General features: G+C 72.9%; 18 protein-coding genes. 12 read left to right on the top strand and 6 right to left on the bottom strand.

Annotated features, from left to right (window positions below):
* Nucleotides 1–32: 32 nt before the first annotated feature.
* The 4 genes from ACW14Y_RS29815 (at nucleotide 33) to ACW14Y_RS29800 (ending at nucleotide 4,409) form a co-directional block, all read left to right on the top strand.
* Nucleotides 33–704 carry a FadR/GntR family transcriptional regulator gene (locus ACW14Y_RS29815; protein WP_456983974.1) on the top strand — a complete coding sequence of 224 codons (672 nt, stop codon included), beginning with the start codon at nucleotides 33–35 and terminating at the stop codon, nucleotides 702–704.
* A 119-nt stretch (nucleotides 705–823) separates the two neighbouring features.
* Nucleotides 824–1,192: a WXG100 family type VII secretion target gene (locus tag ACW14Y_RS29810; protein ID WP_380312350.1), complete on the top strand. Its 369-nt coding sequence runs from the start codon at nucleotides 824–826 to the stop codon at nucleotides 1,190–1,192.
* Nucleotides 1,189–3,357, top strand: coding sequence for a DUF6571 family protein (locus tag ACW14Y_RS29805; protein ID WP_456983973.1), 2,169 nt, complete (start codon nucleotides 1,189–1,191; stop codon nucleotides 3,355–3,357). Before ACW14Y_RS29810 ends, ACW14Y_RS29805 begins: the two co-directional genes overlap by 4 nt.
* The gene (locus ACW14Y_RS29800; protein WP_456983972.1) at nucleotides 3,354–4,409 is read left to right on the top strand and encodes a hypothetical protein; all 1,056 of its coding nucleotides are present in this window, start codon (nucleotides 3,354–3,356) and stop codon (nucleotides 4,407–4,409) included. Before ACW14Y_RS29805 ends, ACW14Y_RS29800 begins: the two co-directional genes overlap by 4 nt.
* Before the next feature lie 78 nt (nucleotides 4,410–4,487).
* Here ACW14Y_RS29800 and fabI read toward each other — a convergent pair whose 3' ends face one another.
* Together fabI and fabG are read right to left on the bottom strand one after the other, a co-directional pair.
* Nucleotides 4,488–5,255, bottom strand: a complete 768-nt coding sequence (gene fabI, locus ACW14Y_RS29795) for an enoyl-ACP reductase FabI (protein ID WP_030398255.1) — start codon at nucleotides 5,253–5,255, stop codon at nucleotides 4,488–4,490.
* 3 nt (nucleotides 5,256–5,258) lie between these two features.
* A complete protein-coding gene (gene fabG / locus ACW14Y_RS29790) occupies nucleotides 5,259–5,981 on the bottom strand; it encodes a 3-oxoacyl-[acyl-carrier-protein] reductase (RefSeq protein WP_380305424.1) in 723 nt (240 codons plus the stop codon).
* Nucleotides 5,982–6,355: 374 nt separating this feature from the next.
* On the opposite strand from fabG, the gene ACW14Y_RS29785 reads away from it, so the two are divergent.
* From ACW14Y_RS29785 to ACW14Y_RS29760, 6 genes are all read left to right on the top strand, one after another.
* A complete protein-coding gene (locus ACW14Y_RS29785) occupies nucleotides 6,356–7,501 on the top strand; it encodes an MBL fold metallo-hydrolase (RefSeq protein ID WP_380388260.1) in 1,146 nt (381 codons plus the stop codon).
* A 201-nt stretch (nucleotides 7,502–7,702) separates the two neighbouring features.
* Complete coding sequence (locus tag ACW14Y_RS29780; RefSeq protein ID WP_456988282.1) at nucleotides 7,703–9,265, top strand: TldD/PmbA family protein; 1,563 nt, start codon at nucleotides 7,703–7,705, stop codon at nucleotides 9,263–9,265.
* Complete coding sequence (locus ACW14Y_RS29775; RefSeq protein WP_380388262.1) at nucleotides 9,265–10,668, top strand: metallopeptidase TldD-related protein; 1,404 nt, start codon at nucleotides 9,265–9,267, stop codon at nucleotides 10,666–10,668. The genes ACW14Y_RS29780 and ACW14Y_RS29775 overlap by 1 nt, the downstream gene beginning before the upstream one ends.
* Nucleotides 10,669–10,701: 33 nt before the next feature.
* Nucleotides 10,702–11,250: an RNA 2'-phosphotransferase gene (locus ACW14Y_RS29770; protein ID WP_380388264.1), complete on the top strand. Its 549-nt coding sequence runs from the start codon at nucleotides 10,702–10,704 to the stop codon at nucleotides 11,248–11,250.
* Between the two features lie 102 nt (nucleotides 11,251–11,352).
* Complete coding sequence (locus ACW14Y_RS29765) at nucleotides 11,353–11,742, top strand: DUF3099 domain-containing protein (RefSeq protein WP_380305416.1); 390 nt, start codon at nucleotides 11,353–11,355, stop codon at nucleotides 11,740–11,742.
* 335 nt (nucleotides 11,743–12,077) lie between these two features.
* Nucleotides 12,078–12,311 (top strand): hypothetical protein, encoded by a 234-nt coding sequence (locus ACW14Y_RS29760; protein WP_030398262.1) that lies wholly within the window; start codon nucleotides 12,078–12,080, stop codon nucleotides 12,309–12,311.
* 18 nt (nucleotides 12,312–12,329) lie between these two features.
* Here the strand turns inward: ACW14Y_RS29760 and moaA are convergent, their stop codons facing one another.
* The 4 genes from moaA to ACW14Y_RS29740 all read right to left on the bottom strand — a co-directional run bounded on the left by moaA (nucleotide 12,330) and on the right by ACW14Y_RS29740 (nucleotide 16,696).
* Nucleotides 12,330–13,319, bottom strand: coding sequence for a GTP 3',8-cyclase MoaA (gene moaA / locus ACW14Y_RS29755; RefSeq protein WP_456983968.1), 990 nt, complete (start codon nucleotides 13,317–13,319; stop codon nucleotides 12,330–12,332).
* A gap of 92 nt (nucleotides 13,320–13,411) precedes the next feature.
* A complete protein-coding gene (locus tag ACW14Y_RS29750) occupies nucleotides 13,412–15,022 on the bottom strand; it encodes a solute symporter family protein (protein ID WP_380388269.1) in 1,611 nt (536 codons plus the stop codon).
* Nucleotides 15,019–15,375: a DUF485 domain-containing protein gene (locus ACW14Y_RS29745; RefSeq protein ID WP_266274043.1), complete on the bottom strand. Its 357-nt coding sequence runs from the start codon at nucleotides 15,373–15,375 to the stop codon at nucleotides 15,019–15,021. Before ACW14Y_RS29745 ends, ACW14Y_RS29750 begins: the two co-directional genes overlap by 4 nt.
* Nucleotides 15,376–15,652: 277 nt before the next feature.
* Entirely contained in the window at nucleotides 15,653–16,696 is a 1,044-nt protein-coding gene (locus ACW14Y_RS29740) for a zinc-dependent alcohol dehydrogenase family protein (RefSeq protein ID WP_380305409.1), read from the bottom strand.
* A 193-nt stretch (nucleotides 16,697–16,889) separates the two neighbouring features.
* Between ACW14Y_RS29740 and ACW14Y_RS29735 the strand changes: the two genes are divergently transcribed.
* A complete protein-coding gene (locus ACW14Y_RS29735; RefSeq protein WP_380388272.1) occupies nucleotides 16,890–17,888 on the top strand; it encodes a DEDDh family exonuclease in 999 nt (332 codons plus the stop codon).
* A 31-nt stretch (nucleotides 17,889–17,919) separates the two neighbouring features.
* Nucleotides 17,920–18,717 (top strand): SURF1 family cytochrome oxidase biogenesis protein, encoded by a 798-nt coding sequence (locus ACW14Y_RS29730; RefSeq protein ID WP_380388274.1) that lies wholly within the window; start codon nucleotides 17,920–17,922, stop codon nucleotides 18,715–18,717.
* Nucleotides 18,718–18,725: the final 8 nt, after the last annotated feature.

Below are 18,725 nucleotides of genomic sequence, written 5' to 3'. Positions count from 1 at the left end.
TGGCCCGACCCACCCGACCCAAGGAGTCCCCCGTGGCGCTGTCCTCGCCGAGGCGCACCCCGCTGTCCGACCAGGTGATCGACCAGCTCCGCGCGCAGATCACCTCCGGGGAGTGGCCCGTCGGCTCGCGCATCCCCACCGAGGCCGCCCTGGTCGAACAGCTGGGCGTGGCCCGCAACACCGTGCGCGAGGCCGTCCGCGCCCTCGCCCACAACGGACTGCTCGACATCCGCCAGGGCTCCGGCACCTACGTCCTCGCCGCCAGCGAACTCGCCGGAGTGATGCACCGCCGCTTCGCCGACGCCGACCGGGCCCAGGTCGCCGAACTGCGCACCGCCCTGGAGACCGCCGCCGCCGGCCTCGCCGCCGGCCGCCGCACCGACCGCGACCTCGACCTCCTCGACGCCGCCCTGGCCCGCCGCGACGACGCCTGGCACTCCGGCAACGCCGAGGACTTCGTCCAGGCCGACGCCGCCTTCCACCAGACCGTGGTCGCCGTCGCCCACAACGACGTGCTCGACGCCCTCTACGCCGACCTCGGCGAGGTCACCCGCGCCCTGCTGCGCCACGACGTCGGCCCCGAGATCGTCCCCGAGCGCTACGTCGGCCACGACGGCATCGTCGACGCCATCCGCGCCCACGACGCCCAGCGCGCCTCGCAGGAGGCCGGCCGCGCCATCGGCGCCTGCGACCAGGAGGGCTGACCGGGGGGCGGTCGCGGCCGCTCGCGCCTTGCGGGCGGCGGGATTTGGCGTGCTAACGTCCCGTGAAAATTCGCGAACGGCCGGTCTCCGGCCGCGGTGGACCACAACGGGGAGAAGTGATGGCGGATCCGGACCTGAAGCTGGGCCAGGGACCGGGCGGGGGGCCCACCAAGGTGTCGACGGGCGCGCTGGACAAAGCGGCCACCGCGCTCGACGGCATCGCGACCGACAGCACCGCGGCCGGGAAGACCGCCGACGAGTCGACCGAGGCCGCCGCCGGCAAGCTGAGCGGCTGGGACACCGCCGCCGCCCTGCGCGGCGCGGTCAAGGAATGGCACGAGCAGGTGTCGCAGCTCAACGGCCGCCTCAACCAGGAGGCCGGGATGATGCGGCAGACCCACACCAACTACCTGAACGTCGAACACGGCATCGCCTCGTCGTTCGGCGGGAACGGCACGCCGTTCGCCGGGAACGGTGCGGTCGGATGAGCCTGCTCGGCTTCGAGGACGTGATGAAGGCGGACCCGTCCGCGATGGCCAAGGCCGTCGCCGACTGGACCGAGATGGCCCGCAAGTACCAGGGCGTCCAGCAGCGGCTGGAGACCGAGGTGCTCCCGGTCACCGGCGGCCAGAACCTGTGGTTCGGCTCGACCGCCTCCGCGGCCAACCTGCACATCAGCATGACCCGGCAGCAGAGCGTCGACGCGCAGACCGAGGCCAAGGCCGTCGCCTCGATCATCAAGGACGCCCAGGGCGACTTCGAGTCGGCGCAGAAGAAGCTGAAGCAGGCCGTCACCGACGCCCAGGCCGACGGCATGAAGGTGACCGGCACCGGCAACGTCCTGTTCGACGTCGGCGCCCTCTCCAAGGAGGAGCGCGACTACTACCACCACGACCCGGACTACCAGCAGTCCCGGCACGAGGCCGCCGGCCAGTGGTCGCGGAAGATCACGATCTTCCTGGAGGAGGCGACCGCCGCCGACCAGCGCGCCGCCCTCCAACTGCGCCGCGCCGCCAAGGTGGGCGACCCGCTGGACCAGTTCAACGGCCAGGCGGTCGGCGGCGGCGACGAGGCGGACGGCAGGCGCGCCGCCGAACTCGCGGCCCGGCTCAAGGACGGCAAGACCCTCAGCCCGGAGGAGCTCGCCGAGCTCAACAACCTGATGAAGGCCGACTCCGGCAGCCCCGTCTACGGCCAGACCCTGCTCAACGCCCTCGGGCCCGAGGGCACCCTGCTGCTCGCCGACGAGCTGGAGGTCCGGCTCAACGACCGGGACGGCAAGCTCAAGGGCGAGTACGGCGAGCTGCAGACCAACCTCGCCAACACCATCGCCGGCGCCACCAGGGACCCGAACACGAAGTTCTACCAGGACTTCCGCAAGGGCCTCCAGGAAGCCGGCGTCAAGAACATCAACGCCCGGCACTTCGGCGGCAAGACCGAACCGATCTACGGCTACCAGACCCTCGCCACCCTGCTCCAGCACGGCAACGCCGGGTACGGCAAGGAGTTCCTGAACGACCTCGGCACCGACGTCCTCGCCGCCGAGCGCGCCGACAAGAACCGCTGGTCGGCGCACCAGTTCAACGGCCCGCGCCCGGACCTGGTGTACGACCCCGTGGACGGCGTGCTCAAGCTGATGGGCCAGAACCCGGACGCCGCCACCATGTTCCTGGACCCGAAGTCGCCCGGGGCCGAGGACCGCCTCAAGTACCTGCTGCGCGACCGCGAGTGGCCCACCACGTACACCAACACGCTGTACAGCGCGCCGATCACCGACAAGACCACCCACCAGGACGGCCTCGCCGCCGCCCTGGAGGCCGCCGCCACCGGCGACGTCCCCGGCGACGGCACCCACACCGGCGGGCCGCACACCCCGGCCCAGGCCCGGGTGATGCAGGGCGCGATCGACGCGCTGGACGGGGACGGCAAGGGCAGCGAGATCCACGACGACCTGAAGATGCCGCTGGCCAACGCACTGTCGGACTACGTGGACGACACGCACCAGATCCTCAGCGACCACGTCGGCAGCGGTGGCGGCGGAATCCGCGAGGAGAACGGCGCCGGCCACCTCAACGGCGGCGCCGACAGCCTCACCCGCGTCCTGCGCGGCGTCTCGGACGAGCCCGAGGCCTACGCCCTGCTCTACAGCTCCGAACGGGCCAAGACCGCCGAACTCATCGGTGGCCTGCCCGCCGACCCGCACGCGGACCGCAGCGCCGTCGACCTCCCGGCCCAGCGCATCGGCACGGCGCTCGGCGCCTACGACGCGATCCGCACCGACGTCATCCTCGACAACAAGGACGACCGGATGGAGTGGGCCGACAAGACCAGCTCGCTCGCCTCGGCGGCCGCCGGCCCCGTCACCGGCTTCATCCCGGAGGTCGGCGATGTCGCGGGCAGCCTGGTGGACCTGGGTATCGAGAAGTGGGCGGACGACGTCAAGAAGGACGCCCAGGACGCGGGCAACAAGGAGGCCTCGGACGCGCACTTCGCCGCCCTGAACCAGAGCAAGGAAATGGCCAGGGGCTGGGGGCAGGCCAACGGCGACACCACCGGCCGGCAGACCGACCTGGTCTACTCCAACATCGCGCTCGGCCACACCAGCGGCCACGCGAACGCGATGAGCGCCCTCGGAAGGAACGGTCAGCAGTGAGGCTCTCCCGACGGACCTGGTTCGTCGTCGTGGGCGTCCTGGTCCTCGCCCTCGGCGCGGGCGGCTTCGCGACCTGGCAGTACACCAACCTGTTCCTCCCGGACCGTCTCTGCGACGGCGTCGTCGCGGCGAAGGACGCCGAACGGATCCTCGGCAGCGGCAAGATCGTGGTCGCCGCCAGCAACGTGTCGACCAACCGCAACGACCCGGACGCCTACTGCGCGATCAGCCTCGAGCGCGGCGGCAAGTACGTCGCCGAGATCCACCTGCGCACCAGGGCGGCCGAGATCGCCGAGCCTTCCCTGCGGGCCGACCCGACGATGTCCCAGCCGGACCGGGGGCCGGTCGGCGCGTTCGGCAACACCCGCGGCTGGCTGCTGATGGAGCCGGGCTGCCGGCTGGACACCAAGGACACCAACAACTACCCGAAGCGGGACGCCGACGCGGTCGCCGTGGACGTGGTCCGCGACAAGGAGGCCGACCCCTACCGTTTCGCCCGCGCCGACCGGACCGCGTCGCCCGAGGCACGGCAGGACCTGGCCCGGCTTGCCGCCGACTTCGCCGCAGCGGTCGCCCGCCGCTCCGGCTGCGGATCGGCAGCGGTCCCCGACGTCCACCTGACCGGCGGCGAACAGATCGGACAGCCGATCGACGACGGACCGCTCTGCGGGGTCCCGGGGGCCAGTCCCGTCACCAAGCTCCCGCCCGGGACCCGGCAGGACATCAGCAGCGGCGCGGCACCGGTCCAGAGCTGCTGGGTCCACTCCGGTATCCGGCAGCAGCCGCTCTACGAGTTCACCGCCACCCTGGACACCCGCTACCCGGCCTTCGCCGTCCAGCTCGACGACAAGCCGCCGGCAGCACTGCCGGACGGCTGGCGGGGCACCGGTAACGGCAGCATGGTGGTCGCTCCCTGCGCGAGTGGCACTCTCACCCTGCAGGCCTTCGGGTCCGCGCTCCCCAATTCCCTGTCCATCCAAGCCACCGCCTTCCGCGCCTGGGCCAACGCCATGGCCGCCAAGTACGGCTGCGAGCCGGTCGCCCCCGAGTAACCCCGAGAACGCCGCTGCCCGGCACCCCCCTCCTACGAAAGGGGTGCCGGGCAGCGGCGTTCGAACGTACCCGAGGCGTCAGGCGCCGATGGCGTGCAGGCCGCCGTCGACGTGGACGATCTCGCCGGTGGTCTTCGGGAACCAGTCCGACAGCAGGGCGACGACGCCCCGGCCGGCCGGCTCCGGGTCGCTCAGGTCCCACTTCAGCGGGGAGCGGTCCTCCCAGGTGGCGGCGAGGTCGCCGAAGCCCGGGATGGACTTGGCGGCCATCGAGCCGATCGGGCCGGCCGAGACCAGGTTGCAGCGGATGTTCCGCTCGCCCAGGTAGCGCGCCAGGTAGCGGTTGGTCGACTCCAGGGCGGCCTTGGCCGGGCCCATCCAGTCGTACTGCGGCCAGGCGTACTGGGCGTCGAAGGTGAGGCCGACGACCGCGCCGCCGTCCTGCATCAGCGGCAGCAGCGCCGTGGTGAGCGACTTCAGCGAGTACGCCGAGACGTGCATGGCGGTGGCCACGGACTCCCACGGCGTGTTCAGGAAGTTGCCGCCCAGGGCGTCCTGCGGGGCGAAGCCGATCGAGTGGACGATGCCGTCCAGGGTCGGCAGGTGCTCGCGCACCTGGTCGGCGATGCCGGCCAGCTGCTCGGGGCTGGAGACGTCCAGCTCCAGCACCTTGACCGGGTTCGGCAGCTTCTTGGCGATGCGCTCGGTCAGGCTCGGCCGCGGGAAGGCGGTGAGAATGATCTCGGCACCCTGCTCCTGGGCCAGCTTGGCGGTGTGGAAGGCGATGGAGGACTCCATCAGCACACCCGTGATCAGAATGCGCTTGCCCTCAAGGATTCCGCTCATGACTCAGTGACCCATGCCCAATCCGCCGTCCACGGGAATGACGGCTCCGGTGATGTACGCGGCCTCGTCCGAACCGAGGAACCGCACGGTGGAAGCGACCTCGGCGGGCGCCGCGTAACGGCCCAGGGGCACGCCGGCGACGATCTCCGCGCGGCGCTCGTCGGTGAGCACCGCGGTCATGTCGGTGTCCACGAAGCCGGGGGCGACCACGTTGACGGTGATGTTGCGCGGGCCCAGCTCGCGCGCCAGCGAACGGGCGAAGCCGACCAGGCCGGCCTTGGAGGCGGCGTAGTTGGCCTGGCCCGGGGAGCCGGAGAGGCCCACGACCGAGGAGATCAGCACGATCCGGCCCTTGCGGGCGCGCATCATCAGCTTGGACGCGCGCTTCACCACGCGGAAGGTGCCGGTGAGGTTGGTGTCCAGGACGGAGGTGAAGGCCTCCTCGGACATCCGCAGCAGCAGGGTGTCGTTGGTGATGCCGGCGTTGGCGACCAGCACCTCGACCGCGCCGCCGTGCGCGGCCTCGATCTCGGTCAGGGCGGCGTCGACCTGGGCACTGTCGGTGATGTCGCAGCGCACCGCGAGCACGCCGTACTTGGCCAGCGCCTCGGGGACCTCACCCGAGCGGCTGGTGATGGCGACCTTGTCGCCCGCCTCGGCGAAGGCCAGAGCGATCGCGAGGCCGATGCCCCGGTTGCCTCCGGTGACGAGAACCGAGCGGCTCAACGATCCACCTCTCTCCGTTGTGTGCGCACGCCGTGTGTCCGCGTACCACTCCGTGATGATGTCCGCGCACGTCGAAACGATGTACGCGGTGCGACGCTATCGGTCGGCCCGGCGCGGCGACGAATCGGGCTCCCACAGCGCAGCACCGGTGGAACTGTCGGTATCCGACAATCCGGCCCGGGGCGGATTTCCCGCCATTCCCCCATGTGGTGGGGCCGTATTGTCGTGTCCACTGAGCCGCACGTCCGGGAACCCGGCGGCGGGGCACGCCCGTTGTGCCCCCTGGTGCGGCACGAGCCGGGGCCGCCGCACCGGGGGCCGACCCGGGCCCACGGCCGGACACGGGCCCCGGCGACGACGATGCGGAGCGCGGAATGAGCGAGGCACAGGCCGGGACGACCCACCGGCGCGGACGACTGGCGGCCCTGGTCGCACTGGCGGCCGGCGCGGGAGCGGTCGCCTGGGCGCTGCGCGACCTGCCGGCGGCGTTCGGCCGGCGGCCGGACGGCGAGCGGGAGGAGCGGCTGCGCAACTCCCCGCAGTACCGCGACGGCGTCTTCCACAACGCGCCCTCCGAGCTGGCCCGGCCGGCCGCCCAGGCCGGGATCGACGTGGAGACGGTGCGCCGGGCGCTGTTCCAGCGCGACGGCCGCACGCCGAGCCACCCGGTGCCGACCGTCCGCCCCGCCGAGGGCGCCGGGCCGGCCGCCGAGGGCGTGGCGGTCACCTGGTACGGGCACGCCTCGGCGCTGGTCGAGGTCGAGGGCGCGCGGGTGCTGCTCGACCCGATCTGGAGCGACCGCTGCTCCCCCGCCGCGCAGGTCGGCCCGCGCCGGCTGCACCCGGTGCCGGTGGAGCTGGAGGAGCTGCCGCAGGTGGACGCGGTGCTGATCTCGCACGACCACTACGACCACCTGGACATGGCGACCGTCCGGCGGCTGGTGCGCAGCCAGTCCGCGCCGTTCGCGGTGCCGCTCGGCATCGGCGCCCACCTGCGCCGCTGGGGCGTGCCCGAGCACCGGATCATCGAGCTGGACTGGAACGAGACCTGCACGCTGGGCGAGCTCACGGTCACGCTGACCGCAGCCCACCACTTCTCCGGCCGGGGCCTGACCCGCAACACCACGCTGTGGGGCTCCTGGGTGATCGCCGGCCCGAACCGCCGAGTCTACTACACCGGCGACTCCGGCTACTTCGAGGGCTACGCGCGGATCGGCGCCCAGCACGGCCCGTTCGACGCCGCGCTGGTGCAGGTCGGCGCGTACGACCCGGCGTGGGCCGACATCCACATGACGCCGGAGGACGCCGTGCTCGCGCACCGCGAGCTGGACGCCGGGCTGCTGGTCCCGGTGCACTGGTGCACCTTCAACCTGGGCCTGCACCCGTGGGCGGAGCCGATCGAGCGGCTGCTGGTGGCGGCCAAGGAGCAGGGCGTGCCGCTGGCGGTGCCGCGCCCGGGCGAGCGGGTGGACGTCGACAACCCGCCGGAGCCGGACGGCTGGTGGGAGGGCGTCGCCTGAGCCGGACGGGACCGGGCGGGTCGGGACCGGACCGCACCGGGCGGGGCCCGGCCGCGCCGAGGGACCGGGCCGCCGGGGCCACGCCGGAGGGAATGCGCTGGCCGAAACCCCTGTGACGGGCCATGATGCCGTGCGGGTACCCCCGTTCACCCGGGGGTCCTGCACCACCGTCCCCCCGACCAGGGAGCCCGATTGCCTCCGCTGCCCCCGACCAGCACGCCCCCGGCCCCCGGCGGCGCCGCCCCGCGCACCGTCGACCCGCTCTTCCTCGGCCTGCCGCTGCGCGCCCTGGCCGACGCCGCCCTCACCCGGGCCCGCGAACTCGGCGCCGAGCACGCCGACTTCCGCCTGGAGCGGGTCCGCAGCGCCTCCTGGCGGCTGCGCGACGCCCGCCCGGCCGGCACCTCCGACAGCGTCCAGCTCGGCTTCGCCGTCCGGGTGCTGCTGGACGGCGCCTGGGGCTTCGCCGCCGGGGTGGACCTCACCCCGGACGCGGCGGCGCGGGTGGCCGAGCAGGCCGTCGCGGTGGCCCGGCTGTCCGGCGGGATCAGCCGCGCGGCGGGGTCGAAGGAGCGGGTGGAGCTGGCCGCGGAGCCGGTGCACCCGGACGTCACCTGGGTGTCCGCGTACGACGTGAACCCCTTCGAGGTGCCGGACGCCGAGAAGACGGCGCTGCTCGCCGGGTGGAGCTCCCGGCTGCTGGCCGCCCAGGGCGTCTCGCACGTCCAGGCGACCCTGCTGACCGTGCAGGAGAACAAGTTCTACGCGGACACCGCCGGCACCGTCACCACCCAGCAGCGGATCCGGCTGCACCCGGAGCTGGAGGCCACCTCGGTGGACGGGCGCACCGGCGCCTTCGAGTCGATGCGCACCCTCGCCCCGCCGGTCGGCCGCGGCTTCGAGTACCTGACCGGCACCGGCTGGGACTGGGACGCCGAACTCGCCGAACTGCCGGTCCTGCTGGCCGAGAAGATGCGGGCACCGAGCGTCGAGGCGGGCCGCTACGACCTGGTGATCGACCCGTCCAACCTGTGGCTGACCATCCACGAGTCGATCGGCCACGCCACCGAGCTGGACCGCGCGCTCGGCTACGAGGCCGCCTACGCCGGCACCTCCTTCGCCACCTACGACAAGCTCGGCTCGCTGAAGTACGGCTCCGAGCTGATGCACGTCACCGGCGACCGCACCGCCGAGCACGGCCTGTCCACCGTCGGCTACGACGACGAGGGCGTGGCCGCGCAGTCCTGGGACCTGGTCAAGGACGGGGTGCTGGTCGGCTACCAGCTCGACCGGGCGATGGCCGCGCTCAAGGGCCTCGGGCGCTCCAACGGCTGCGCCTTCGCCGACTCCCCCGCGCACGTCCCGGTGCAGCGGATGGCGAACGTCTCGCTGCAGCCCGCCGCCGACGGCCCGTCCACCGAGGGCCTGTTCACGGGCGTCGAGAACGGCCTGTACATCGTCGGCGACCGCTCCTGGTCGATCGACATGCAGCGGTACAACTTCCAGTTCACCGGCCAGCGCGCGTACGCCATCCGCAACGGCGAACTCGCGGGCCAGGTCAAGGACTTCGCCTACCAGGCGACGACCACCGACTTCTGGGGCTCGATGACGGCCGTCGGCGGCCCGCAGACCTACGTCCTGGGCGGCGCCTTCAACTGCGGCAAGGCGCAGCCCGGTCAGGTCGCCGCCGTCAGCCACGGCTGCCCGTCGGCGCTGTTCCGGAACGTCAATGTGCTCAACACCCAGCAGGAGGCGGGTCACTGATGGCCGCGACGCAGCCCCACGAACTCGTCGAGCTCGCGCTCGGCCTCTCCCGCGCCGACGGCTGCGTGGTGATCGCCGACGAGGAGTCGACCGCCAACCTGCGCTGGGCCGGCAACGCCCTCACCACCAACGGCGTCACCCGGGGCCGGCGGCTCACCGTGATCGCCACGGTGGACGGCGCCGAGGGCACCGCCTCCGGCGCGGTCTCCCGCGAGGCCGTCGTCCCGGAGGAGGTGGCCGCGCTGGTGCTGGCCGCCGAGGAGGCCGCCCGCGCGGCCGGACCGGCCGAGGACGCCCGGCCGCTGGTCACCACCGCCGAGCAGACGCCCTCACCGGACTTCACCGCGCCGCCGGCGGAGACCTCGATCGAGGTGTTCGCGCGGTTCGGGCCCGCCCTCGGCCGGGCCTTCGCCGACGCGGCCGGACGGGGCGAGCTGCTGTACGGCTTCGCCCGGCACGAGCTGGTCAGCAGCTACCTGGGCACCTCCACCGGCCTGCGGCTGCGGCACGACCAGCCGACCGGCATGGTCGAGCTGAACGCCAAGGCCGCCGACCTGTCCGACTCGGCCTGGGTCGGCGCCGCCACCCGGGACTTCACCGACGTCGACATCACGGCACTGCACGCCGAGGCGACCCGGCGGCTCGGCTGGGGCGCCCGGCGGATCGACCTGCCGGCCGGCCGGTACGAGACACTGCTGCCGCCGTCCGCCGTCGCCGACCTGATGATCCAGCTGAACTGGTCGTCCGGCGGCCGGGACGCCGTCGAGGGCCGGACGGTGTTCTCCCGTCCCGGCGGAGGCACCCGGATCGGCGACAAGCTGGCCGGGCTGCCGCTGACCCTGCGCTCCGACCCGGCCGAACCGGGCCTGGAGTGCGCGCCGTTCGTGCTGGCGCACGCCAGCGAGGACGAGTCCTCGGTGTTCGACAACGGCCTGCCGCTGAGCGCCACCGACTGGATCCGCGACGGCGAGCTGGCCTCGCTGGTCACCAGCCGCCACTCGGCCGCGCTGGGCGGCCTGCCGGCGCGGCCCGCGGTCGACAACCTCGTCCTGGAGGCGGGCGGCCAGGAGTCCGCGCCGACCCTGGAGGAGATGATCGCCCGCACCGAGCGCGGCCTGCTGCTGACCTGCCTCTGGTACATCCGCGAGGTGGACCCGGCGACGCTGCTGCTGACCGGTCTGACCCGGGACGGCGTCTACCTGGTCGAGAACGGCGAGGTGGTCGGGGCGGTCAACAACTTCCGCTTCAACGAGTCGCCGGTGGACCTGCTCGGCCGGATCACCGAGGTGGGCCGGACCGAGCGCTGCCTGCCGCGCGAGTGGAGCGACTGGTTCACCCGGACGGCGATGCCGCCGGTCCGGATCACGGGATTCAACATGAGTTCGGTCAGCCAGGCCTCGTAGCCGGGCAACCGTTTTTTGGGGGGGACGACGGTGATGGACGAGAAGCGCACGGTCAGGACGAGCAAGATGCTGTCGCGGATCCTGCGGCACGAGCCGGAACGGGTCGGGGTCGCCCTGGACCCGGCCGGCTGGGTGCGGGTGGACGTCCTGCTCACCGCGCTGGCGGCCCGGGGCACCCGGCTGACCAGGGCCGAGCTGGACCACGTGGTGGCGACCAACAACAAGCGCCGCTTCGCCTACTCGCCGGACGGCCTCTCGATCCGGGCCAGCCAGGGGCACACGGTGGCGGTCGACCTCGGTCTGGCCGCCACCGAGCCCCCGCCGGTGCTGTTCCACGGCACCGCGACCCGGAGCCTGGGGGCGATCCTCCAGGAGGGGCTGCGCCCGATGGCCCGGCAGGACGTCCACCTGTCCGCGGACTCCGAGACCGCGACCCGGGTGGGCTCCCGGCACGGCCGCCCGGTGGTGCTGCTGGTGGACGCGGCCGCGATGGCCGCCGCGGGCCACGAGTTCCGGGTGAGCGCCAACGGGGTCTGGCTGACGGACGGGGTGCCGCCGGAGTACCTCTCCCGGCGTCTTTGAGGCGTGTCCGCCGACCCGGTCTCGTCGCCGGACCCCTCCGGGCGTACCGTGAGGTGGCCGTGCGGCGAGGCGCGCGGGAGCGCGGACGAGGGCGGTAGGGACATGGGCAAGAGCACCGGGGCCGGACAGGTCCACCGGATCACGGGGGCCCGCAGCAGCCTCACCGAGGACGTCCGGGGCCGCCAGCGCCGCTATGTGGCGTCGATGCTGCTGCGGACGGTCTGCGTCCTGCTCGCGGTGGTGCTGTGGGACGTGGAGCGGTGGCTGGCGCTCGTGGCGCTGGCGGGCGGGGTGCTGCTGCCGTACTTCGCGGTGCTGCTCGCCAACGCGGGCCGGGAGCGCGCGCCGGGGCTGCCGTCCACCTTCGACGTGCCGCCGGAGACTCCGCTGATGCTGGGCCCCGGGGGCACCGGCGGCCGAGGGGCGAATGTGACTCACGGTGCCGATGGGGCGGACCGTGTGCCCACCGATCCTTCACAGAATCAGAGCTGAGCGCCCGTTTTGACCGACTTTCCATCCTTTGCCTGAGCGGAAAGCTCAGAAGAAGCTCAGATTAATCATGCAAGACCTCCCCATACCCGGCTCCTACCGTGACATACTGCGTACGCGCTCCGCATCCCCCGTCGGAGCGACGGACCGACGCCGGGCGGCTCCCCCCGTGGCTGCCCGGCGTCGCCATGTGTTCTCCGGGTCCGGCTCCCCCGCCTCCTCCCGGAGGAACGGCTCCGGAGCGTGACAGACTGGCGGTGACCATCCCCGCCGATCGCCCGCGGACCACCCGGCGATCACGCGCCGATCCGCCGCCGACCGCCCCGAGGACGACTCCGATGCTGCTCCCCGACGCACCTCAGCCGCAGACCCCGATCTGCTCCGCCAAGGGCTGCCGCGCGGACGCCGTCTGGGTCCTGGTGTGGAACAACCCCAAGCTGCACACCCCGGACCGCCGCAAGACCTGGCTCGCCTGCGACGAGCACCGCGAGCACCTCTCCCAGTTCCTGGGCGTCCGCGGCTTCCTCAAGGAGGTCCTCCCCTTCGCCGGGTGGACCCCCGACGCGGGCTGAGCCCCCGGAGACCCCGCGCTAGCCGCCGATCGCCGACATCGGGCGGTCCGGCTGGTGGAACTCCGGGCTGTCGATCCCGGCGCCGGCCTTCTTGCCCCACATCGCCGTACGCCACAGGGCGGCCAGTTCGGCGTCGTCGGCGCCGGAGCGCAGGGCCGAGCGCAGATCGGTCTCGCCGGTGGCGAACAGGCAGTCGCGGACCTGGCCGTCGGCGGTGAGCCGGGTGCGGTCGCAGGCGCGGCAGAACGGGCGGGTCACCGAGGCGATCACCCCGACCCGGCCGGGGCCGCCGTCCACCAGCCAGCGTTCGGCGGGGGCCGCGCCCCGGCTCGTCGAGGGCTCGGGGGTGAGGTCGAAGCGGGCGGACAGCCGGTCCAGGATCTCCTCGGCGGTGATCATCGAGGACCGGTCCCAGCCGTGCTGGGCGTCCAGCGGCATCTGCTCGATGAACCGCAGCTCGTAGCCGCGCTCCAGGCACCAGGCGAGCAGCGCGGGCGCCTCGTCCTCGTTGACCCCGCGCATCAGCACCGCGTTGAGCTTGACCGGGGTGAGCCCGGCGGCCTCGGCGGCGGCCAGGCCGTCCAGGACGTCCTGGTGGCGGTGGCGCCGGGTGAGGGTGTGGAAGGTGTCCGGGTCGAGGGTGTCCAGCGAGACGTTGACCCGGTCCAGACCGGCCGCGCGCAGCGCCGTCGCGGTGCGGGCGAGGCCGATGCCGTTGGTGGTGAGGGAGAGCTCGGGGCGCGGGTCGAGGGCGGCGCAGGCCTGGACGATGCCGACCAGTCCGGGGCGCAGCAGCGGCTCGCCGCCGGTGAAGCGGACCTCCTGGACGCCGAGGTCGCGGACCGCGACCGTCACCAGCCGGACGATCTCCTCGTCGGTGAGCAGTTCGGGCTTGGCCAGCCACTGGAGGCCCTGCTCCGGCATGCAGTAGGTGCAGCGCAGATTGCACCGGTCGGTCAGGGAGACCCGGAGGTCGACGGCGCGGCGGCCGAAGGTGTCGAGCAGCACGGCGGTCCCTTCCCGAGTGAGGTGCCGCCTGGGTGCGGCCGGCCCGGCCACCGTCGCGGCGGGGCCGGGCCAGCTTAGTCACCGGCTGTTCGTCAGTGGGCGCCCAGCCCGGTCAGCGAGCGGACCTCCAGTTCAGCGTACTTCGCCGGGTCGGCCTGCTCGCGGGAGAGCACGGTGCCGAGCCAGCCCGCGAGGAAGCCGACCGGGATCGAGACCAGGCCGGGGTTCTCCAGCGGGAACCAGTGGAAGTCGGAGTGCGGGAAGAGCGAGTTCTTGCCGCCCGACACCACCGGCGAGAAGAGCACCAGCAGCACCGAGCTGACCAGTCCGGCGTAGACGGAGCTGACCGCGCCGACCGTGTTGAACCTCTTCCAGAAGAGCGAGAACAGCAGGGTGGGCAGGTTCGCCGAGGCGGCGACCGCGAAGGCCAGGGCGACCAGGGCGGCGGTGTTGAGCTTGTCGGCGAACAGGCTGAGCGTGATCGCCACCGCGCCGATGCCGGCGGCGGCCCACTTGGCCACGTGCACCTCCTGGCGCTCGGAGACCTTGCCGCGCCGGATGACGTTGGCGTACAGATCGTGGGCGAAGGAGGCCGAGGAGGCGAGGGTCAGCCCGGCGACCACGGCGAGGATGGTGGCGAAGGCGACCGCGGAGATCACCGCGAGCAGCACGGCGCCGCCGGTGGTGCCCGCGCCGCCGCCCAGGTTCTCGGCGAGCAGCGGGGCCGCGGTGTTGCCCGCCGCGTTGGAGGCCTTGATGGTCTTCGGGCCGACCAGCGCGGCGGCGCCGAAGCCGAGCGCGAGGGTCATCAGGTAGAAGCCGCCGATGATGCCGATCGCCCAGAGCACGGACTTCCGGGCCGCCTTGGCGGTGGGCACGGTGTAGAAGCGGACCAGGATGTGCGGCAGGCCGGCGGTGCCCAGGACCAGCGCGAGGCCGAGGCTGAGGAAGTCGAGCTTGCTGGTGCCGGTGGCCCCGTACTTCAGCCCGGGCTCCAGGAAGGCGTTGGCCTTGCCGCTGGCGTCGGCGGCGGCGCCGAGCAGGCTGGAGATGTTGAAGTGGTACTTGGCGAGCACCAGGACGGTCATCAGCGCGGTGCCGGCGATCAGCAGCACGGCCTTGACGATCTGCACCCAGGTGGTGCCCTTCATACCCCCTATGGCGACGTAGAGGACCATCAGCGCGCCGACCGCGACGATGGTCCAGCGCTTGGCGCCGTCCCCGCTGACCCCGAGGAGCAGGGCGACCAGGGAGCCGGCGCCGACCATCTGGGCGAGCAGGTAGAAGATCGACACCACGATGGTGGAGATGCCCGCGGCGGTGCGCACCGGGCGCTGGCGCATCCGGAAGGCCAGCACGTCGGCCATGGTGTAGCGGCCGGAGTTGCGCAGCGGCTCGGCGACCAGCAGCAGGGCGACGAGCCAGGCGACCAGGAAGCCGATCGAGTACAGGAAGCCGTCGTAGCCGAACAGCGCGATGGCTCCGGCGATGCCGAGGAACGAGGCCGCGGACATGTAGTCGCCGGAGATGGCGAGGCCGTTCTGGAAGCCGGAGAAGCTCCGGCCGCCGGCGTAGAAGTCGGCGGCGTCCTTGGTCTGGCGGCCGGCCCAGACGGTGATGCCGAGGGTGGCGAGCACGAAGATCCCGAACAGGGTCATCGTGAGGCCGCGGTGGTCGGTGGCGGATGTGGCGAGCAGGTTCATTCGGCGGCCTCCCGGGGGGCGTGGACGACGGCGCCGCGCGCCTCGCGGATGGCGGCCGCGGGCGGGTCCAGCCTCCGGGCGGCGTAGCGCGCGTACCAGGCCGCGATGGCGAAGGTGGTGACGAACTGGAGCAGCCCGAGGACGAGGGCGACGTTGATGTGTCCGACGACCCGGGTGCCCATCAGGCCGGGGGCGTAGCTGGAGAGCAGGACGTAGAGCAGGTACCAGAGCACGAATCCGATGGTGACCGGAAACGCGTAGCTCCGGAACGAGGACCGGAGGTCGCGGAACTCGGCGCTCTCCTCGATGAGTTGGGTTTCGGTGACGGTGGTGTCGATCGGCGGCGATTCCACTCTGACTCCTCACTCGTTCGGCGTAGTGGTCGCACCAGTGGAACGATCGGACGTGAGCGGCGTCACAGTCCGGATGCGCGCCGCGCAATGCTAGGAGGGTGGCGCGTAAGCCGAAAGTGTTTGACCGTGACCAGCCAGACGTTCACCCCTCTGCACTAACCGATTGGCCGAAAACCACCGTATCCGGGCAAACGGAAGGGGCGGCACCGGCCATTCGGTACCGCCCCGATCACCCGTCAGGACCTCTTCGCGACAAGCCCCGCCAAGAGGTGTCCGATCAGAACTCGATCCGCACCTTCAGTGCGGAGCGGTCGGTCATCGCCCGGTAGCCGTCCGGAACGCCGTCCAGGTCGACCGTGCGGTCGAAGACCAGGCCCGGCTCGATCGCGCCGGACAGGACGTCCGCGAGCAGCTCGGGGATGTAGGCGCGGGCCGGCGCGACGCCGCCGTTGAGCGAAACGTTTCGGCCGAACATCTGACCGATGTCCACGCCCGCGCTGCCGCCGTGCGGCACACCCACGTAACCGACCGCGCCGCCGTCCCGGGCGATCGACACCGCGGTGCGCATCGACTCCTCGGTGCCGACCGCCTCCAGCACGGCGTGCGCGCCCTGCCCGCCGGTCAGCTCGCGCACCGCCTCGATCGCCGCCTCGCCGCGCTCGGCGACCACGTCGGTCGCGCCGAACCGGCGGGCCAGGTCGGTCCGGGCGGTGTGCCGGCCCAGCGCGATGATCCGCCCGGCGCCCAGCCGGTGCGCGGCCAGCACCCCGCACAGGCCGACCGCGCCGTCCCCGACCACCGCCACCGTGGAGCCCTCCCGGACCCGCGCCGAGACCGCCGCGTGGTGACCGGTCGCCATCACGTCCGACAGCGCCAGCAGGCCCGGCAGCAGCTTCTCGTCGCCCAGCGCCTCCTTGGGCAGCTTCACCAGGGTGCCGTCCGCGAACGGGACGCGCACCGCCTCGCCCTGCCCGCCGTCCGAGCCGACCTCGCCCCAGAAGCCGCCGTGCGGGCAGGAGGTCTGCAGCCCCTCGCGACAGAAATCACACGTGCCGTCCGACCAGACGAACGGCGCCACCACCAGGTCGCCCCGGCGGAAGTCGCGGACCTCGGCGCCGGCCTCCTCGACCACGCCCAGGAACTCGTGCCCGATCCGCTGCCCGGCCACCCGCGAGGCGACACCCCGGTACGCCCAGAGGTCGCTGCCGCAGATGCAGGCGTTCACCACCCGCACCACGACGTCGGTCGGCTGCTGGACGACCGGGTCCGGCACCTGCTCGATCCGGATGTCGTTGGGACCGTGGATGACCGTGGCGCGCATGAGGGTTCGTCCTTCGCAGAGGTGTCCGCAGGGGTGGCGCGGACGACCGGAAAACAATCGACCAGGTGTACGACGACTGCACCGCCCACTCTATTCCGGCCGGTCCCGGGCAACATTCCGGACAGCCCCGGACCGGGGCCCACCTCGCCGGACCGCCCTCCGCGACCGCCGACGGGCCGTATTCTGTTGCACCATGTACGCGATCCAGCCCGAGACCCCCGGCGCAGCTCCGCGGACCGCCCCCCTCCCGGCCCAGCGGTCCACCGCGCCCGCCGCCGGCTTCGCGGTGGTGGACGTCGAGACCACCGGCCTCGGCCGGACGGACCGCGTCATCTCGGCGGGCGTCTACCAGCTGGACGAGGAGGGCGAGGTCACCGACCACTGGTACACCCTGGTCAACCCCGAGCGGGACCCCGGCCCGGTCTGGATCCACGGCCTCACCAACGACCAGCTGGCCGGCGCCCCCACCTTCCCGGAGATCGCCGGCGAGTTCGCCGAGCGGCTGCGCGACCGGGTGCTGGTCGCCCACAACGCGCTCTTCGACTGGAACATGATCTCCCGCGAGTTCTCCCGGGCCGGCCTGCACGCCCCGGTCGACCAGCGGCTGTGCACCATGGTGCTGGCCCGCGACCTGCGGCTGCCGCTGCCCAACGGCAAGCTCTCCTCGCTCGCCCAGTACTTCGGCGTCCAGCAGCGCCAGGCGCACAACGCGCTCGACGACGCCCGGGTCCTCGCCGAGGCCTTCCGCCCCAGCCTGCACCTGGCCCGCTCCGGCGGCGTCCCGCTGCCGCTCCAGGCCTGCGTCGCGGTCACCGACCTCGGCGAGGACGCCCCCGCCTCCCCCTCCCGGGCCTCCTGGACCGGCGCGGCCTACCGCCAGGCCAAGAAGCGCCCGCCGTGCCCCTACCCCAACCCGGGGCGCTGGGAGGACGGCAGTCCGCTGGTCCAGGGCATGCGGGTGGCCTTCACCGGCGACACCGCCACCGACCGGGAACTGCTGGAGGACCGCGCCGTCGAGGCCGGCCTGCACATCGCCACCTCGGTCAGCCGCCTCACCAGCCTGCTGGTGACCAACGAACCGGGCAGCTGGAGCGGCAAGGCCCGCCGGGCCCGCGAGCTCGGCACCCCCGTCGTCGGCGAGGACGCCTTCCTCCAACTGCTCCGCGAGGTCGCCCCGCACCCCGGTGCGTGAGCCCGTTGTGAACAGGGCGTACCGTGCCCATGTGTACCGTTTTCTGCTCTCCCGGCGCTGGCTGATCACCCTGCTGATCGCCCTGCTGCTGATCCCCGCGACCGTCCGGCTGGGGTTCTGGCAGCTGCACCGCCACGAGGCGCGGGTGGACCGCAACGAGCTGATCGCCCGGTCCCTCACCGACCCGCCCGTGCCGTTCGACACCCTCTCGGCGGCGCCCGGCTTCGCCGTCCCCAAGGACCTCACCTGGCGGACCGTGACGGCCACCGGGCAGTACGACCCGGCGCACGAGTTCGTGGTCCGCAAGCGGACCGACTCCAGCGGCGACAAGATCGGCTACTTCGTGATCACCCCGCTGGTGCTCGCCGACGGCGCGGGCACCGTCCTGGTGAACCGGGGCTGGGTGGCCTCCGGCAACTCCGCCGTCGAGTACCCCGCCGTCCCGGCCGTGCCGGCCGGCCAGGTCTCCCTGACCGGCCGACTGCGCGCCGACGAGGCCGCCGGCGGCAGCATCAAGGACCGGGCCGGACTGCCCGACCGGCAGTTCAACCTGATCAGCTCCACCCAGCAGGCCAAGGACACCGGCGCCGCCCTGCTCGGCGGCTACCTGGAGCTCACCGCCACCCAGCCCGCCCCGGCCGACCAGCCCGAGCTGCTGCCCGAGCCCAACCACTCCGACATCGGGCCGCACATGGCCTACGCGATCCAGTGGTGGCTGTTCACCGCGCTGATCCCGGTCGGGTTCGTGGTGATGGCGCGGCGCGAGGCCAAGGACCGCCGCAAGGAGGCCGCCGGGACCGAGGGCCTGGCGGTCGCCGTCCCGGCCTGAGCCCCCGG

The organism is Kitasatospora sp. cg17-2, from assembly GCF_054031055.1.
This window is presented reverse-complemented; position numbering and strand designations above follow the sequence as displayed.

Bases quoted from the DNA above. Each gene is read 5' to 3' on its own strand.
- ACW14Y_RS29810 (WP_380312350.1), top strand. From the start codon at position 824: ATGGCGGATCCGGACCTGAAGCTGGGCCAGGGACCGGGCGGGGGGCCC.
- ACW14Y_RS29805 (WP_456983973.1), top strand. From the start codon at position 1,189: ATGAGCCTGCTCGGCTTCGAGGACGTGATGAAGGCGGACCCGTCCGCG.
- fabI (WP_030398255.1), bottom strand. From the start codon at position 5,255: ATGAGCGGAATCCTTGAGGGCAAGCGCATTCTGATCACGGGTGTGCTG.
- ACW14Y_RS29785 (WP_380388260.1), top strand. From the start codon at position 6,356: ATGAGCGAGGCACAGGCCGGGACGACCCACCGGCGCGGACGACTGGCG.
- ACW14Y_RS29775 (WP_380388262.1), top strand. From the start codon at position 9,265: ATGGCCGCGACGCAGCCCCACGAACTCGTCGAGCTCGCGCTCGGCCTC.
- ACW14Y_RS29770 (WP_380388264.1), top strand. From the start codon at position 10,702: ATGGACGAGAAGCGCACGGTCAGGACGAGCAAGATGCTGTCGCGGATC.
- ACW14Y_RS29765 (WP_380305416.1), top strand. From the start codon at position 11,353: ATGGGCAAGAGCACCGGGGCCGGACAGGTCCACCGGATCACGGGGGCC.
- ACW14Y_RS29760 (WP_030398262.1), top strand. From the start codon at position 12,078: ATGCTGCTCCCCGACGCACCTCAGCCGCAGACCCCGATCTGCTCCGCC.
- ACW14Y_RS29750 (WP_380388269.1), bottom strand. From the start codon at position 15,022: ATGAACCTGCTCGCCACATCCGCCACCGACCACCGCGGCCTCACGATG.
- ACW14Y_RS29740 (WP_380305409.1), bottom strand. From the start codon at position 16,696: ATGCGCGCCACGGTCATCCACGGTCCCAACGACATCCGGATCGAGCAG.
- ACW14Y_RS29735 (WP_380388272.1), top strand. From the start codon at position 16,890: ATGTACGCGATCCAGCCCGAGACCCCCGGCGCAGCTCCGCGGACCGCC.